Raw genomic sequence first — 15,143 nt, 5'->3', positions numbered from 1 at the left:
GCATTTTTATGAAAGGATCAGGAACTTCACCTGGAATTGCAATAGGGAAAATATTTTTATACAAAGAGCCTGAAATTAAGGTTGTAAAAACTCAAACTGAAGATCCTCAATTGGAAATTGATAGATTAAATAAAGCTATTGAAAAAAGTACTAACCAAATAGAAGAACTTTATGAAAGAACTTTAAAAACTGTGGGAGAAAAAGAAGCTGAAATTTTCACTGCCCATAAAATGATGTTAGAAGATCCTGAGTTCATTGGTGGAGTTAGGGAAAAAATTGTTAATGATAAGGTAAATAGTGAATGGGCTGTTAAAGAAACTGCTGATTACTATATATCCTTATTTGAAAATATAGATGATGAATATTTAAAGGAAAGAGCATTAGACTTAAAAGATGTATCTAAGAGATTATTAAAAGCATTACTAAATATTGAAAGTGGAGATTTACAGTCTTTAAGTGAAAAATGTATAGTTATTGCAGAAGACTTGACTCCTTCTGATACTGCTCAAATGAACAAAGAAATGGTTGTTGGGTTTGTTACAGAATTAGGAGGAAAAACATCTCATACAGCAATTATGGCTAGAACTTTAGAAATACCTTCAATAGCTGGAGTAAAAGATATAACTAACTTAGTAAAAAATGAGGATTTTATCATAATTGATGGTAAGAAAGGTGATATAATAATAAACCCTTCTGAAGAAGAAATAAAAATCTATGAGGCAGCAAAAAAAGAATATGAAGATTTTAAAACAAAATTAGAGGAAATGAAGGGTAAAGAAAGTGTTTCTAGGGATGGCTTTAAAGTAGAGATTGCAGGTAATATAGGGACACCAAAAGATATAGATAAAGTGCTAGAAAATGACGGAGAAGGTGTAGGTTTATTCAGAACTGAGTTCTTATATATGGATAGAGATAGATTACCTTCTGAGGAAGAGCAATTTGAGGCCTATAAAATAGTAGCTGAAAAATTGAAAAATAAACCTTTAGTTATAAGGACTTTAGATGTAGGTGGAGATAAGGACTTACCTTATTTAAACTTACCAAAAGAAATGAATCCATTCTTAGGTTATAGAGCTATTAGATTATGTTTAGATAGAACAGATATATTTAGAACCCAATTAAGAGCTATTCTAAGAGCTAGTGCCTTTGGAAATATAAAAATCATGTTTCCAATGATATCTAATTTACAAGAAGTTAGAGATGCAAAAGCTATATTAGAAGAAGTTAAAGAAGAATTAAGAAAAGAAAATATTTCTTTCGATAATGAAGTAGAGATTGGTATAATGGTTGAAATTCCAGCTGTAGCAGTACATTCTGACATATTTGCAAAGGAAGTAGATTTCTTCAGTATTGGAACTAATGACTTAATCCAATATACTACAGCAGTAGATAGAGGAAATCAAGATATTTCCCACTTATACAATCAATATCATCCAGCTGTTCTAAAGCTTATTAAAATGACTATAGAAAATGGACATAAGGAAGGTATTTGGGTAGGTATGTGTGGTGAAGCAGCTGGAGATGAAAAATTAATCCCTCTATTATTAGCTATGGGATTAGATGAGTTCAGTATGAGTGCTTCATCGATATTAAAGGCAAGATGGTTAATTAAAAATACTTCTAAAAAAGAAGTAGCTGATATGATAGATACAATCCTTACATTGCCTACAGCAGAAGATGTAGAAAGTTTTATAGATGAAAAGATATTATAAAAATAATCCTAAGGTTTCCCTTAGGGTTATTTTTTTATTTTTTTGGAATAATAAACTCAAAGAAATTAAGGAGGGAATATTTTGAGTTTAAGACTTTTTATAATAGCTGTAACACCAGCAGCAGCTATTATATTTGGAATTTACCTAAGTGATAGATATGATAGAGAACCTTTAAAGCTTTTAATTGGAACTTTTTTACTAGGAGCTTTAGCAGTCATACCTTCCATTATAGTAGAAGAATTTTTGATAAAATTTAATGTTTTTCCGTCAGCTTTCGGAGCTTTTTATAACGCTTTTATAGTAGCTGGGTTAACAGAAGAATATTTTAAAAGATTGGCGATATTAAAATATCCTTATAAAACAAAGTATTTTAACGAAAAGTTAGATGGTATAGTATATGGGGTATTCTCAGCTATGGGTTTTGCTACAGTAGAAAATATAATCTATGTAGTTTTTACTTATACCAATAATCCATATATTGGACTATATAGAGGAATTTTTTCAGTACCAGCTCATGGAGTTTTTGGTATAACTATGGGATATTACTTATCTTTAGCTAAGTTTGACGCAGATAAAAAGAGAAGCAGAAAGAATTTGTTAAGATCTCTTTATATGCCTGTAATATTACATGGATTATTTGACTTTATATTAATGGCAGAAATTCCTCAGCTTACAATATTATTTGTTCCTTACGTAGTCTATATTTGGTGGTTGAATGAAAGAAAATTATCTACTTTTATGTATGACTCAAAGAATAGATTTATAGACACAAAAAGAGAAGAATAGTATTTAATTGAATAAACTGAGTTTAAGGTGTAGAATAAAAGGGATAGAGGATTTTTTCTCTATCCCTTTATACATTGTAATACGTTAATGAGAGTTTTCTGAAAGGGGTCAATTATGAAAAAAAGATACATTTCATTAATCACAGTTTTAATAGCTACATTAGGATTTCTATCATTTAATGCTATAAAGCATGGAGTTGTATTTAAAAGTAGTACAACTTCTAAGGAATATGTTAAAGAAGAAACAAATATAGTTGATAAAGAAGGGGATATAAAAGAAGAAGTAAAAGAACAAAGAATATCTAATATAACACTTTTAAGCGTAGGAGATATTATGTTTCATTCTCCTCAATTTAAAGCTGCTTACGATTCTACAAGGGGAGTTTATGATTTTACTCCGACGTTTAAATATGTAAAAAAATATATAAGTGGTGCAGATATTGCACTAGGAAACTTTGAAACCGTTACAGCTGGAAAAGAAGTAGGCTTTAAAGGATACCCAAATTTTAATTCTCCTAGAGAAACTTTATATGCTTTAAAGGATACTGGGTTTGATATTCTTTCTACTGCTAATAATCATAGTTTAGATCAAGGAAAAAATGGACTAATATCAACTATTGATGCTATAGAAGAATATGGATTAAAAAATATTGGAACCTATAAAGAACCAAATACACCTATTTTAGTTGAAGAAGTTGAGGGTATTAAATTAGGTTTTTTATGTTATACTTATGGAATGAATGGAATGGATTTTACTTTAACTGAACAAGAACTAAGCTATATGATAAATAAAATAGATGAAAATAAGATAAAAGAAGATATAGAAAGTGTGAAATCCTTGGGAGTAGATGTAATCGTAGTATTTATCCATTGGGGTAATGAGTATCAAAGAGAGCCATCTACATACCAAATGGACTTAGGGAGGAAAATGGTCGAATGGGGGGCTAATATAATTTTGGGAAGTCACCCTCATGTAATTCAAAAAACAGAAATTATAAGTTATAATGGAAAGGATAATTTTATAATTTATTCCATGGGTAATTTTTTATCAAACCAAAGAAAAGAAACTATGGATAATGTATATACAGAAGATGGGATAATGGTACAATTAGAATTAGAAAAAGATTTCTCTAAAGCAGAAACTACTATTAAAAATATAACTTATATACCGACTTGGGTACACAAATATAGAAAAAACAACCAATTATTTTATGAAATACTTCCAATTCAAGAGTTGTTACAAGGAGGATTAGAAGTTCCTGTAACTAAGGAGGTTCTAGGTAGAATAGAGAGGTCTTATAAAGATACAATGGACAAGATAACTCAAAATTAACTGTTTTCTGAATTTAATTACATTAGAGCTAAGTAATATATTTAGTTCAAATAAATAACTATTTGTTATATAATAGAATTAATGGATTAAAAAATATAATAAGAGGTGTGGTCGACCTTGCAATATTTTAGAGAATTATTCTTAAATGTTAGAATGCGTGATGTTATTGATATTTTAATCGTAGCTGCTGTTTTTTATAAATTGTTTAAACTTATTAGAGAGACGAGAGCTGAGCAGCTTACTAAAGGAATATTGGCATTATTTGTATTTGCTAAAATTAGTGGATGGTTAGAATTTTATACTATTAATTGGATATTAGAAAAAACCATGACAGTAGGAGTTATTGCTATTTTAATTGTATTTCAGCCAGAACTTAGAAGAGGACTAGAGTATATTGGTAGAAGTAGATTTTTTACAAAAACTTTTCTTGAAATAAAAGGTGAAAGCTTAACAAAAGTTGTAGATGAAATAGTAGAAGCTGTAGCCTCCTTATCTAGACAGAAAATTGGTGCTTTAATTGTTATAGAAAGGCAAACAGGATTGAATGAAGTTGTGGAAACAGGAACTAAAATTGACGGTAGAGTTTCAAGTGATCTTTTAATAAATATTTTTATTCCAAATACACCACTTCATGATGGAGCGGTAATAATTAAGGAAGACATTATAAAAGCAGCAGCTTGCTTTTTACCGTTGACAGATAATATGGGAATTAGTAAGGAGTTAGGTACTAGACATAGAGCTGCATTAGGCATTTCAGAAAGATCAGATAGTTTAGCCATAATAGTGTCCGAAGAAACAGGAGCTATATCTATTGCTGAGAATGGAAGTATAGCCAGGTATATAGATGCTAAAACATTAAAGCAAATTCTAGTAGATATGTATAAACCTAAAGATCAAAAGCAAACATTTATAACAAAATGGAGGCGTAAAGATGAGCAAGGAGAAGAATGATTTAACTATAAAAATCTTTGCTTTAATAATAGCTATCATTTTGTGGAGCTATGTTATGAGTGAAGTTAATCCTGACAAAACAGTAGAATATAAAAACATCAACATTACCTTTAGTAATATTGATGCTTTGGAAAGACAAGGTCTTGTAGTTATGGAGCCTAAAGAGGCAAATATTAGTGTAAAAGTGACAGGGAAAACCAATGATATAAATAAATTTACTTCCCAGGGAATCAATGCACGAGTTGATTTAAGCGGCTATAGTGAAGGTGAGATTAAAGTGCCTGTACATGTGAGTTTAGATCAGTTTACTAATATAAAAATAACTAATTATGAACCAAAAGAAATACTGTTTAAGTTCGATAAACTGATAACTAAGGAAAAAAATGTAACTATAAAGACGACAGGTAAACTGGAACAAGGGTATGTTTCAGGAAGTCCAGAAGTAAAATCCCAATCTATACTGCTAAAGGGACCAAGAAGTTGGGTAAATTCAGTTTCAGAAGCTGTTGCTATAGTAGATTTAAGTGGTAGAAAGGAAACTACTAACGTTACAGTCCCAATTAAGTTGATAGATGATAAAGGTAATGATGTACGAGGTGTTGAAAAAGAGCCAAATGTTATAGATGTATCTATACCTATTTTTAGATCTGTTAAATTACCAATTGAATTACAAACAGAAAACCAATTACCTGAGAACTATGAAATTACAAATATAACTATAAATCCTAGTAGTATAAATTTAAAGGGAGATAAAAAAGCTTTGGGAACTATTACTTCTATAAAAACAGTTCCAATTGATATTAATTCTTTAATAGAAAATAAAAATGTTGAAGTAGAACTAGAATTACCTCAAAATGTAGAATTGTTAAATCCAGATCAAAAAGTAACGGTAACTTTAAACATAGAAGAAGTTTCTACTAAGACTTTTGATTTAAGTTTGAAAAATGTTAACATTAAAAATTTAGATTCCACTCTAGTTATAGATGAAAATGATTATGATAAAACAGTGCAAGTCACTGTTAAAGGGGCCGTGGATGTTATTAAAGATTTGACCGAAGAAGATTTAGGTCTAGAAATTGATTTAGCTGAATTAAAAGAAGGTATTCATATGGTCAATATTAATATGAAAGAAATAGAGGGAGTTAAAATCCAACAAGTAACACCGCCATATATTGAAATCACTCTAAAAAAACACTAAGGAGGATGGAGTATGGAAAGAAAATTTGTTCTTGCAATAAACCCAGGTTCTACTTCTACTAAGGTATCTTTATTTGAAGATGAAAAGGAGATAAAATCCTTTAAAATTCAACATAAGAAAGAAGACTTAGAAAAGTACAAAAAGGTAGCAGACCAATATGAATATAGACTATGTCTTATATTAGATTGGCTAGAGAAAGAAAGTATACAGACAAATTGCTTAAAAGCTATAGTAGGAAGGGGTGGGCTCTTAAGATCTATGCCAGGAGGCACCTATTTGGTTACAGACAAAATGATTGAAGATTTGAGGATAGGAGTTAAAGGAGAACATGCTGCGAATTTAGGAGGCATGTTAGCTAAAGGAATTGGGGACAGAGAAGGCATAGATTCTTATATAGTGGATCCTGTAGCAGTAGATGAGTTCAATGAAGTTGCGAGAGTATCAGGATTAAAGGAAATACCAAGAAGATCACAAGTTCATGCATTAAACATCAAAGCAGTTTCTTATAGAAGAGCTAAAGAAATAAGCAAGAATTTAGAAGATATTAATTTAATAGTAGCTCACTTAGGAGGAGGAATATCTGTTGCACCAATGGAGAGTGGAAAAATAATTGATGTTAATAATGCATCAGAAATGGGACCTTTTTCACCAGAAAGATCTGGTGGACTACCTGTTGGGGATATTGTAAAGATGTGTTTTTCTTCTAAGTATACTCATGAAGAAATGAAAGAAATGATTAAAGGGAAAGGCGGATTAAATTCTTATTTAGGAACTATAGATGCTAGAGAAGTAGAGGAAAGAATAAGTAAAGGAGATAAAGAAGCTAAGCTTGTATATGATGCTATGATTTATCAAATAGGAAAAGAAATAGGTGCTTGTGCCACAGTCTTAAAAGGTAAAGTAGATAATATTATACTTACTGGTGGACTAGCCTATTCTCACTATTTAATAGATAAAATAAAGGAAATGGTTAGCTTTATATCAGAAGTAATAGTATATCCAGGTGAAGATGAAATGGATGCACTAAATAAAGGAACCTTAAGAGTATTAAAGGGCTTAGAAAAGCCTAAAATTTATGAAGATGAGGTGAACTTAAATGGCTAAAACTTTTAAGGATTTACTTGTCCTAGCACAAAATAAGGGACCAAAGAAAATTGCAGTAGCTGTAGCTCAGGATAAGGAAGTGTTAGCAGCTGTTAAGGAAGCTGAAGAGCTTAAAATAATAAAACCTATATTAGTAGGAGATAAAGAAAAGATAATAGCTATAGCAAAAGAAGTAAATGTTGATTTGAATAATGTAGAGATAATTCATGAAGAAGATGGAGAAAAGGCATGTAGAATTGCTACTGAATTGGTTAGTAGTGGAAAAGCCAATGTATTGATGAAAGGACTCATTGATACATCTGTTATTATGAAACAAGTTTTAGATAGTGAAATTGGTTTAAGAACAGGAAAGGTTATAAGTCATGTGGCTGTATTTGATGTAGAAACCTATCATAAAATATTTTTAGTTACAGATGCAGCTATGAATATATCACCAGATTTAAATCAAAAGAAGGAAATTATAGAAAATGCTGTAGGACTTGCTCGCTCTTTAGATATTGAAAATCCTAAAGTAGCAATTTTAGCTGCAAAAGAAAAAGTATCTCCTAAAATGGAAGCTACAGTTCATGCTAAGGAATTGGTTGATATGAATAAAAAGGGAGAAATTACTGACTGTATTATTGGTGGTCCTTTTGCTTTAGATAATGCTATTTCTAAGGAAGCAGCACTACATAAAGGAATAGATAGTGAAATCGCAGGAGATGCCGATATATTATTAGCTCCTGATATTGATGCTGGTAATGTTTTATATAAATCTTTAACTTATTTAGCAAAAGCTAAAAATGCAGGTATTATCGTAGGAACAAAGTCTCCAATAGTTCTAACATCTAGAGCAGATAATGAAGAGGCTAAATTATATTCTATTGCTTTAGGAGTACTAATGGCAACAAAATAAGGAGGGGATGATATGGAAGATATCAGGTTACTAGTAATTAATCCAGGATCTACATCTACTAAAATAGCAGTATTTGATAATGAAAATATTATATTTGAAGAAACACTACGTCATTCTGTAGATGAATTATCCAAGTATGAAAAAATATATGATCAATATGAATTTAGAAAAGATATTATTTTAAAATCCTTAGATAAAAACAATATAGATATAAAGTCCCTTAAAGCTGTAGTGGGAAGGGGAGGATTGTTAAAACCTATAGAAGGTGGGACATATGAAGTAAATGAAGAAATGCTTAAAGATTTAGAAAGAGGATTTCTAGGGGAGCATGCTTCTAATTTAGGTGGAATACTTGCGTATGAAATATCTAAGGAAATAGGTGGAAAATCATTTATTGTAGACCCAGTAGTAGTTGATGAAATGCAAGACGTAGCTAGAATCTCTGGAATAAAGGCAATTGAAAGAAAAAGTATATTTCATGCTTTAAATCAAAAAGCTGTTGCAAGACGCCATGCCAGAACCTTAGGAAAAAAGTATGAAAATTTGAACTTAATAGTCGTTCACTTAGGAGGAGGAATTTCAGTAGGTGCTCATAGAAAGGGCAAGGTCATAGATGTATCCAATGCTTTAGATGGGGAAGGACCATTCTCGCCAGAAAGAACTGGTGGACTACCTGTTGGTGACTTAATTAAGTTATGTTATTCGGGTAAGTATACTCACGAAGAAGTTAAAAAGATGATAAAAGGCAATGGCGGGTTGGTTTCATATTTAAATACTAATGATGCTAGAGAAGTTTGTGAAAGAATCAGTAATGGAGATAAATATGCAGAACTTGTTTACTATGCTATGGCTTATCAAGTTGCCAAAGAAGTTGGAGCTTGTGCCGCAGTGTTAAAAGGACAGGTAGATGGAATTCTTTTAACAGGAGGAATTGCTCATGATAAGCTATTTACTTCTTGGATAGAAGATAGAGTTAATTTTATAAGTCAAGTATATATTTATCCTGGAGAAGATGAACTAACAGCTTTGGCTGAAGGTGGTCTTCGTGTTTTAAGAGAAGAAGAAGCAGCCAAACAATATATTTAGAACATAGGTGAGATTATGATTAATGATAAAAGAATCAGGATTATAACAGGTCATTATGGAAGTGGTAAAACTGAATTTAGCGTTAATTATGCAGTTAAGTTAGCTAGTATGGGCAAAAAAGTAGCCTTAGCAGATTTAGATGTAGTTAATCTTTACTTCAGAAGTAGAGAAAGGGCTGAAACCTTGAAGGAATTAGGTATAAAAGTAATTGGTAGTTCAATAAATACTCCAGCAGTAGATGTACCTGCTATATCTCCTGAGGTAGCTACTCCACTTCAAGATGAAAGTTATGAAGCTATTTTAGATGTAGGAGGAGATCCTGCTGGTGCTAGGGCTTTAGGAAGGTATGTAGAGTATTTTAAAGAAGGCAATTATGATATGTTTTTTGTATTAAATGCCAATAGACCAGAAACTCAAAGTGCCGTTAAGGCTATTGAGTATATAAGAAAAATTGAAGATGTATCAAGAACTAAAGTTACAGGAATTATTAACAACACCCACTTATTAAAGAGTACTACTGTAGAAGATGTATTAAAAGGTCAAGAATTAGCTTTAGAAGTTTCTAATAAAATAAATATTCCAATAAAATATATATCTACATTAGAGTCTGTAGCAGAAAACCTTCCCAATAATCTGGAAGGAGAAATATTCCCGATTAAATTATTCATGAGGGAAGAGTGGATGTTATAAAATTCTAGTTAAGGAGGGGTTTAGATGGCAAAAGTAAAAGGAAAGGTTAGCTTTCAGGAAAACCTTTGCAAAGGATGTGGATTGTGTACCACTGTTTGTCCTGTAAAAATAATTACATTAGATACTTCAAAGATTAATGTAAAAGGGTATCATCCAGCGACAGTAAATGATCCAAATAGGTGTATTGGTTGTGCAAACTGTGCAACAATTTGTCCTGATGTAGTTATTGCAGTTGAAAGAGAATAGCTAAAACTAATAAAGGAGGGTTTATTTATGGCAAAAGTTCTCATGAAAGGGAATGAAGCTATAGGAGCTGCTGCCATTAAAGCAGGCTGTAAATACTTTTTTGGATATCCTATAACTCCCCAAAGTGAATTACCAGAATATATGTCTAGAGAATTACCAAAGGTTGGTGGAATATTTTTACAAGCAGAATCTGAAGTAGCTGCTATAAACATGGTTTATGGTGCAGCAGGAGCTGGAGAAAGAGTTATGACTTCTTCATCAAGTCCAGGAATATCTTTGAAACAGGAAGGTATAACTTATATTGCAGGGGCAGAATTACCTTGTCTTATAGTTAATATAATGAGAGGTGGTCCAGGACTTGGAAGTATCCAGCCTTCTCAAACTGATTATTTCCAAGCTACTCGTGGTGGTGGTAATGGAGATTATAGATTAGTAGTACTAGCTCCGGCAGATGTTCAAGAATTAGTAGATTTAATTATTGAGGGTTTTGATATAGCTGATCAATATAGAAATCCTGTAATGATTCTTGGAGATGGTATGATTGGTCAAATGATGGAACCAGTTGAATTTACCACACCAAAACAAAGAGAGTTATCAGAAAAAGATTGGGCAACAGTAGGAACTGGAGGAAAGAGAAATCCAAATATTATTAATTCTCTTTATATTGACCCAGAGAGTTTAGAGAAACATAATATCAAATTACAAGAAAAATATAAAATTATAAAGGAAAATGAAGTTAAAGTAGAATCCTATAATATAGAAGATGCAGATGTAGTTATAGCAGCTTATGGAACTACAGCTAGAATTGCAAAAACTGCTATATCAAAGTTAGAAAAAGAAGGATATAAGGTTGGATTAATAAGACCAATATCTTTATGGCCTTATCCATATGATGAATTTAATAAGATAAGTGATAGATGTAAAGGCATACTTACTGTTGAAATGAATAGCGGACAAATGGTAGACGATGTTAAAATTGCAGTAGATGGACGTTTTCCAGTATCTTTTTATGGTAGAACTGGAGGAATGGTGCCAACTCCTGATGCGATAATTGAGAGGGTAAAAGAAATCTATGGAGGTGAAAAATAATGACTGTAGTATTTCAAAAAACTAAAGGATTAACAGATAATCCTACTCATTATTGTCCTGGATGTACTCATGGGATTATCCATAGATTAGTAGGTGAAGTTTTAGAAGAATTAGGAGTATTAGACAATGCTATAGGTGTTGCACCAGTAGGTTGTTCAGTATTTGCTTATAATTACTTTAATTGTGATATGCAGCAAGCAGCTCATGGGAGAGCTCCTGCAGTTGCTACAGGAATTAAAAGAGTTCGTCCAGATAATTTCGTATTTACTTATCAAGGAGACGGAGATTTAGCTTCTATAGGTACGGCTGAAATAGTTCATGCCGCTCATAGAGGAGAAAAAATATCTACAGTATTTGTAAATAATGCTATATATGGTATGACAGGCGGTCAAATGGCACCAACTACCTTAATTGGTCAAAAAGCTACAACAGCACCTTATGGAAGAGATGAAGCCCATAGTGGTAGACCAATAAGAATATCAGAGATGCTTTCAACAATCCATGGAGCTAAATTTGTAGAGAGAGTAGCAGTAAATACTCCTGCTAATATTAGAAAAGCAAAAAAAGCTATAAAAGAATGTTTCCAAATACAGTTAGAAGGAAAAGGTTTTGGAATAGTAGAAGTATTATCAACTTGTCCTACTAACTGGGGTTTAACACCTGAAGAGGCTATGAAATGGTTAGAAGATAATATGATTCCTTATTATCCACTAGGTAATTTTAGAAGACCAGAGGAGGTGGAATAAATGGAAGAAAGAATAATAATAGCTGGTTTTGGCGGGCAAGGAGTAATGGCTATGGGTCAGTTACTTACTTATGCTGGAATGATAGAAGATAAGAAAGTTTCTTGGTTACCTTCCTATGGACCAGAGATGAGAGGAGGAACAGCTAATTGTAGTGTTATTATATCAGATGAAGCTGTTGGCTCTCCAGTAGTAATTGATTCCACAGCAGCAATAGTGATGAACAGACCATCTTTAGATAAGTTTGAGAACCTTGTAATTCCAAATGGAAGATTACTTATTAATTCTTCACTAATTGACAGAGAAGCAACAAGAGATGATATTGAGATCTACTATATACCTGCTAATGAAATTGCAGATAGTATAGGAAACAGTAGAGTAGCTAATATGGTAATGTTAGGAGCATATTTAGAGGCAGTAGAACCTGTTAAAGTAGAATCTATATTAGAAGCTTTTACAAAAGTATTTGGAGAAAATAGAGCTCATTTACTTCCAATAAATAAAGAAGCCTTAGAAAAAGGTGCAGAAGCAGCAAGAAAACAGAAAGAAGCAATAGTTTAAATAATAAAAGCTAGTCTCAGAAGAGACTAGCTTTTATACTTTCTGTAATAAATGAATAATAAGTAAGAACTGTCATAGTATAAAGTTAATCTTAAATATATACTATCTTTTAATTATTAGTACAATATATAGAAGAAAAATATTTTATTATAAAATAAAGCTAAGGTATGTATACCACATACCTTATTAATAGAATATTATTCTTCAACTACAGTGCAAGCTTCGGATCCAGGTGTAGGAACTGGAGGAATTGTAACTTGTCGGTTTTGTAAAATCTTAAGTCTAAGTTCGATAACTGTTTTTTCTTCGATTTGTCTGAAAAATCTTTCTTCAAATGGAAGGTCTATATTATCTGGGCGACTACGATTTATAAGTTCATCAAATTCAATAATTCTGCTAGAGAGTAATTCACAGAATGGAAGTTCATTGAAAAATTCTTCACTTATTTGATTGAACTCTGATAAGTCTCCTGACATTAATTTATCTTTTTCAGCAAACTCATTTCTTGGTAAATCTTCTTCTTTAAGAAATTCAAATTCTTGTCTAGAGTTTGTACGAAGTGTTTCTGGTTGTCTAAAGAAAGTAACAGGTGTAGTACATTCAAAAGGAACATCTACAGTACAATGATGAATTTCTCCACATACTCCTTCAAAATTTGAACATGTTCTTGTAGAAAAGTCAATATTTTTACGAACAAACCCTTTGATAAATAAAACGTTAGTAGGTTGTAAAAGCAGACATTGAGTTATTTTTAGTCTTTTCTTAATATCTTTAATTTCAAGAGCTGGTTCAGGTAAATTAATGATAGAACTAACATCGAATCGAATCCTTAATTGAGCTAAGACCACAGGTATCTTTGCTACAACACCATTTGTAATTCCAACTGGTGTTTCTGGGGTATTTGGACAATCACCTAAGTTTCTACTCTCAACATCAACACAAGATGGTGGGCAATTCCCAAGTTTATTATCAAAAGATTGTATACTAATTTCAGTGTTATCCTCACTACTATCCAAGTGTTCTATATAGCTTGTATTGTCATCTTGGCTACTATCTAAAGGTTCTATATAGATTGTATTGTCATCTTGGCTACTATCTAAGTGTTCTATATAGCTTGTATTGTCATCTTGGCTACTATCCAAGTGTTCTATATAACTTGGATTGTTATCTTGGCTACTATCCAAGTGTTGTTCTATATAGATTGTATTGTCATCTTGGTTACTATCCAAGTGTTGTTCTATATAACTTATATTGTTATCTTGGTTACTATCCAAATGTTTTATATAATTTGCATCATTAAATTGACTACTATCAAAAGATTTTATATAACTTGTATCGTAATCTTGGCTACTATCCAAATGTTCTATATAACTTGTATTGTCATCCTCACTACTATCCAAATGTTCTATATAACTTGTATTGTCATCTTGGCTACTATCCAAATGTTCTATATAACTTGTATTGTCATCCTCACTACTATCCAAATGTTCTATATAACTTGTATTGTCATCTTGGCTACTATCCAAATGTTCTATATAGCTTGTATTGTTATCCTCACTACTATCCAAATGTTCTATATAACTTGTATTGTCATCTTGACTACTATCCAAAGGCTTTATATCATTTGGATAATTATCCTGACTACTATCAAAATGTTTTATATAATTTGCATCATTAAATTTACTACTATCAAAAGATTTTATATGACTTGTATCATAATCTTGGCTACTATCAAAAGATTTTATATGACTTGTATCGTAATCTTGACTCCTATCAAAAGGTTTTATATAATTTGCATCATTAAATTCACTACTATCAAAAGATTTTATATAACTTATATCATTATCTTGGCTATTATCAAAAGGCTTTATATAACTTGTATCATTAAATTGACTATTGTCAAAATACTGACTATCATCAAACCATTGATCATCATCAAGACATTGACTATTATCAAAACATTGCACGTTACTAACGTTAACCATTTCTACCGGTTTATTCAATTTTGTTACCTCCTTTAACATTAATAGTTTTGGCTGCCGATAGCTCTTTTTTCTTTTTTACTACATGATATTCGTGTTATCTAATTAGGTGATGATATTTTTTATATTAAACTAAAAAACATAAAAATATTTTTTGAAAATTATCTTATAAATCCTACACAAATTTAACTTATCAGCATAATATAAAAATAAAAAATATTATTTTACAGTAAAATAAAACTAGGGTATGCAGCACACATACCCTAGCTATAAACATTATTTTTTAACTTTATTATTTTCAATTGCACCTGGTCCAGATGTAGGAGTTGGAGGAATTGTAACTTGTCGTTTTTGTAAAATCTTAAGTCTAAGCTCTATAACCATTTTTTCTTCAATTTTTCTGAAGAATCGTTCTTCAAACGGAAGGTCAATATCAGATGGACGCCTACGATTTATAAGTTCATCAAATTCAATAATTCTGCTAGAAAGTAATTCACAGAATGGAAGTTCATTGAAAAATTCTTCACTTACTTGATTGAACTCTGACAAGTCTCCTGACAGCAATTTATCTTTTTCAGCAAAATCTTTTCTTGGTAAATCTTCTTCTTTAAGAAATTCAAATTCTTGTCTAGAATTTGTACGAAGTACTTCTGGTTGTCTAAAGAAAGTAACAGGTGTCGTACATTCAAAAGGAACATCTACAGTACAATGATGAATTTCTCCACATACTCCTTCAAAATTTGAACATGTTCTTGTAGAAAAGTCAAT

At 31.3% G+C, this 15,143-nt stretch carries 15 protein-coding genes; 13 read left to right on the top strand and 2 right to left on the bottom strand.

The window, feature by feature from the left end; translation table 11 throughout:
- The first annotated feature begins 8 nt into the window (after window positions 1-8).
- From ptsP to KQI42_RS10980, 13 genes are all read left to right on the top strand, one after another.
- Window positions 9-1,712: a phosphoenolpyruvate--protein phosphotransferase gene (gene ptsP / locus KQI42_RS11040; RefSeq protein ID WP_216519752.1), complete on the top strand. Its 1,704-nt coding sequence runs from the start codon at window positions 9-11 to the stop codon at window positions 1,710-1,712.
- A gap of 81 nt (window positions 1,713-1,793) precedes the next feature.
- The gene (locus tag KQI42_RS11035; protein ID WP_216519750.1) at window positions 1,794-2,498 is read left to right on the top strand and encodes a PrsW family intramembrane metalloprotease; all 705 of its coding nucleotides are present in this window, start codon (window positions 1,794-1,796) and stop codon (window positions 2,496-2,498) included.
- 114 nt (window positions 2,499-2,612) lie between these two features.
- Window positions 2,613-3,830, top strand: coding sequence for a CapA family protein (locus KQI42_RS11030; RefSeq protein WP_216519748.1), 1,218 nt, complete (start codon window positions 2,613-2,615; stop codon window positions 3,828-3,830).
- Between the two features lie 117 nt (window positions 3,831-3,947).
- Entirely contained in the window at window positions 3,948-4,781 is an 834-nt protein-coding gene (gene cdaA / locus KQI42_RS11025) for a diadenylate cyclase CdaA (RefSeq protein WP_281420411.1), read from the top strand.
- On the top strand, window positions 4,762-5,979 hold the full coding sequence (locus KQI42_RS11020) for a CdaR family protein (protein ID WP_216519746.1): 1,218 nt from the start codon (window positions 4,762-4,764) through the stop codon (window positions 5,977-5,979). Before cdaA ends, KQI42_RS11020 begins: the two co-directional genes overlap by 20 nt.
- A 12-nt stretch (window positions 5,980-5,991) precedes the next feature.
- Window positions 5,992-7,083: a butyrate kinase gene (gene buk / locus KQI42_RS11015; RefSeq protein ID WP_216519744.1), complete on the top strand. Its 1,092-nt coding sequence runs from the start codon at window positions 5,992-5,994 to the stop codon at window positions 7,081-7,083.
- The gene (locus KQI42_RS11010; RefSeq protein ID WP_216519743.1) at window positions 7,076-7,978 is read left to right on the top strand and encodes a phosphate butyryltransferase; all 903 of its coding nucleotides are present in this window, start codon (window positions 7,076-7,078) and stop codon (window positions 7,976-7,978) included. The genes buk (KQI42_RS11015) and KQI42_RS11010 overlap by 8 nt, the downstream gene beginning before the upstream one ends.
- A gap of 12 nt (window positions 7,979-7,990) precedes the next feature.
- Window positions 7,991-9,064 (top strand): butyrate kinase, encoded by a 1,074-nt coding sequence (gene buk, locus KQI42_RS11005; RefSeq protein ID WP_216519742.1) that lies wholly within the window; start codon window positions 7,991-7,993, stop codon window positions 9,062-9,064.
- A gap of 15 nt (window positions 9,065-9,079) precedes the next feature.
- Window positions 9,080-9,754: a nucleotide-binding protein gene (locus KQI42_RS11000; RefSeq protein ID WP_216519741.1), complete on the top strand. Its 675-nt coding sequence runs from the start codon at window positions 9,080-9,082 to the stop codon at window positions 9,752-9,754.
- Between the two features lie 24 nt (window positions 9,755-9,778).
- A complete protein-coding gene (locus KQI42_RS10995; protein ID WP_216519740.1) occupies window positions 9,779-10,000 on the top strand; it encodes a 4Fe-4S binding protein in 222 nt (73 codons plus the stop codon).
- A 27-nt stretch (window positions 10,001-10,027) separates the two neighbouring features.
- Window positions 10,028-11,089: a 3-methyl-2-oxobutanoate dehydrogenase subunit VorB gene (locus tag KQI42_RS10990; RefSeq protein ID WP_216519739.1), complete on the top strand. Its 1,062-nt coding sequence runs from the start codon at window positions 10,028-10,030 to the stop codon at window positions 11,087-11,089.
- Complete coding sequence (locus KQI42_RS10985; protein ID WP_216519737.1) at window positions 11,089-11,835, top strand: thiamine pyrophosphate-dependent enzyme; 747 nt, start codon at window positions 11,089-11,091, stop codon at window positions 11,833-11,835. Before KQI42_RS10990 ends, KQI42_RS10985 begins: the two co-directional genes overlap by 1 nt.
- Window positions 11,836-12,393 (top strand): 2-oxoacid:ferredoxin oxidoreductase subunit gamma family protein, encoded by a 558-nt coding sequence (locus tag KQI42_RS10980; RefSeq protein WP_216519734.1) that lies wholly within the window; start codon window positions 11,836-11,838, stop codon window positions 12,391-12,393.
- 197 nt (window positions 12,394-12,590) lie between these two features.
- Here KQI42_RS10980 and KQI42_RS10975 read toward each other — a convergent pair whose 3' ends face one another.
- Complete coding sequence (locus tag KQI42_RS10975; protein ID WP_216519733.1) at window positions 12,591-14,396, bottom strand: CsxC family protein; 1,806 nt, start codon at window positions 14,394-14,396, stop codon at window positions 12,591-12,593.
- 255 nt (window positions 14,397-14,651) lie between these two features.
- Window positions 14,652-15,143: CsxC family protein (locus KQI42_RS10970; protein WP_216519730.1), on the bottom strand; the 492-nt coding region annotated here is incomplete at its 5' end.

This window comes from Tissierella simiarum (genome assembly GCF_018917865.1).
Lineage (GTDB): Bacteria > Bacillota > Clostridia > Tissierellales > Tissierellaceae > Tissierella_C > Tissierella_C simiarum.
The sequence above is the reverse complement of the archived record's forward strand: the minus strand, read 5'-3'. Positions and strand labels throughout refer to the sequence as shown.

Excerpts from the sequence above, each read along its gene's own strand:
- ptsP (WP_216519752.1), top strand. The coding sequence starts at position 9 with ATGAAAGGATCAGGAACTTCACCTGGAATTGCAATAGGGAAAATATTT.
- KQI42_RS11030 (WP_216519748.1), top strand. The coding sequence starts at position 2,613 with ATGAAAAAAAGATACATTTCATTAATCACAGTTTTAATAGCTACATTA.
- KQI42_RS11020 (WP_216519746.1), top strand. The coding sequence starts at position 4,762 with ATGAGCAAGGAGAAGAATGATTTAACTATAAAAATCTTTGCTTTAATA.
- buk (WP_216519744.1), top strand. The coding sequence starts at position 5,992 with ATGGAAAGAAAATTTGTTCTTGCAATAAACCCAGGTTCTACTTCTACT.
- KQI42_RS11010 (WP_216519743.1), top strand. The coding sequence starts at position 7,076 with ATGGCTAAAACTTTTAAGGATTTACTTGTCCTAGCACAAAATAAGGGA.
- buk (WP_216519742.1), top strand. The coding sequence starts at position 7,991 with ATGGAAGATATCAGGTTACTAGTAATTAATCCAGGATCTACATCTACT.
- KQI42_RS11000 (WP_216519741.1), top strand. The coding sequence starts at position 9,080 with ATGATTAATGATAAAAGAATCAGGATTATAACAGGTCATTATGGAAGT.
- KQI42_RS10995 (WP_216519740.1), top strand. The coding sequence starts at position 9,779 with ATGGCAAAAGTAAAAGGAAAGGTTAGCTTTCAGGAAAACCTTTGCAAA.
- KQI42_RS10990 (WP_216519739.1), top strand. The coding sequence starts at position 10,028 with ATGGCAAAAGTTCTCATGAAAGGGAATGAAGCTATAGGAGCTGCTGCC.
- KQI42_RS10985 (WP_216519737.1), top strand. The coding sequence starts at position 11,089 with ATGACTGTAGTATTTCAAAAAACTAAAGGATTAACAGATAATCCTACT.
- KQI42_RS10980 (WP_216519734.1), top strand. The coding sequence starts at position 11,836 with ATGGAAGAAAGAATAATAATAGCTGGTTTTGGCGGGCAAGGAGTAATG.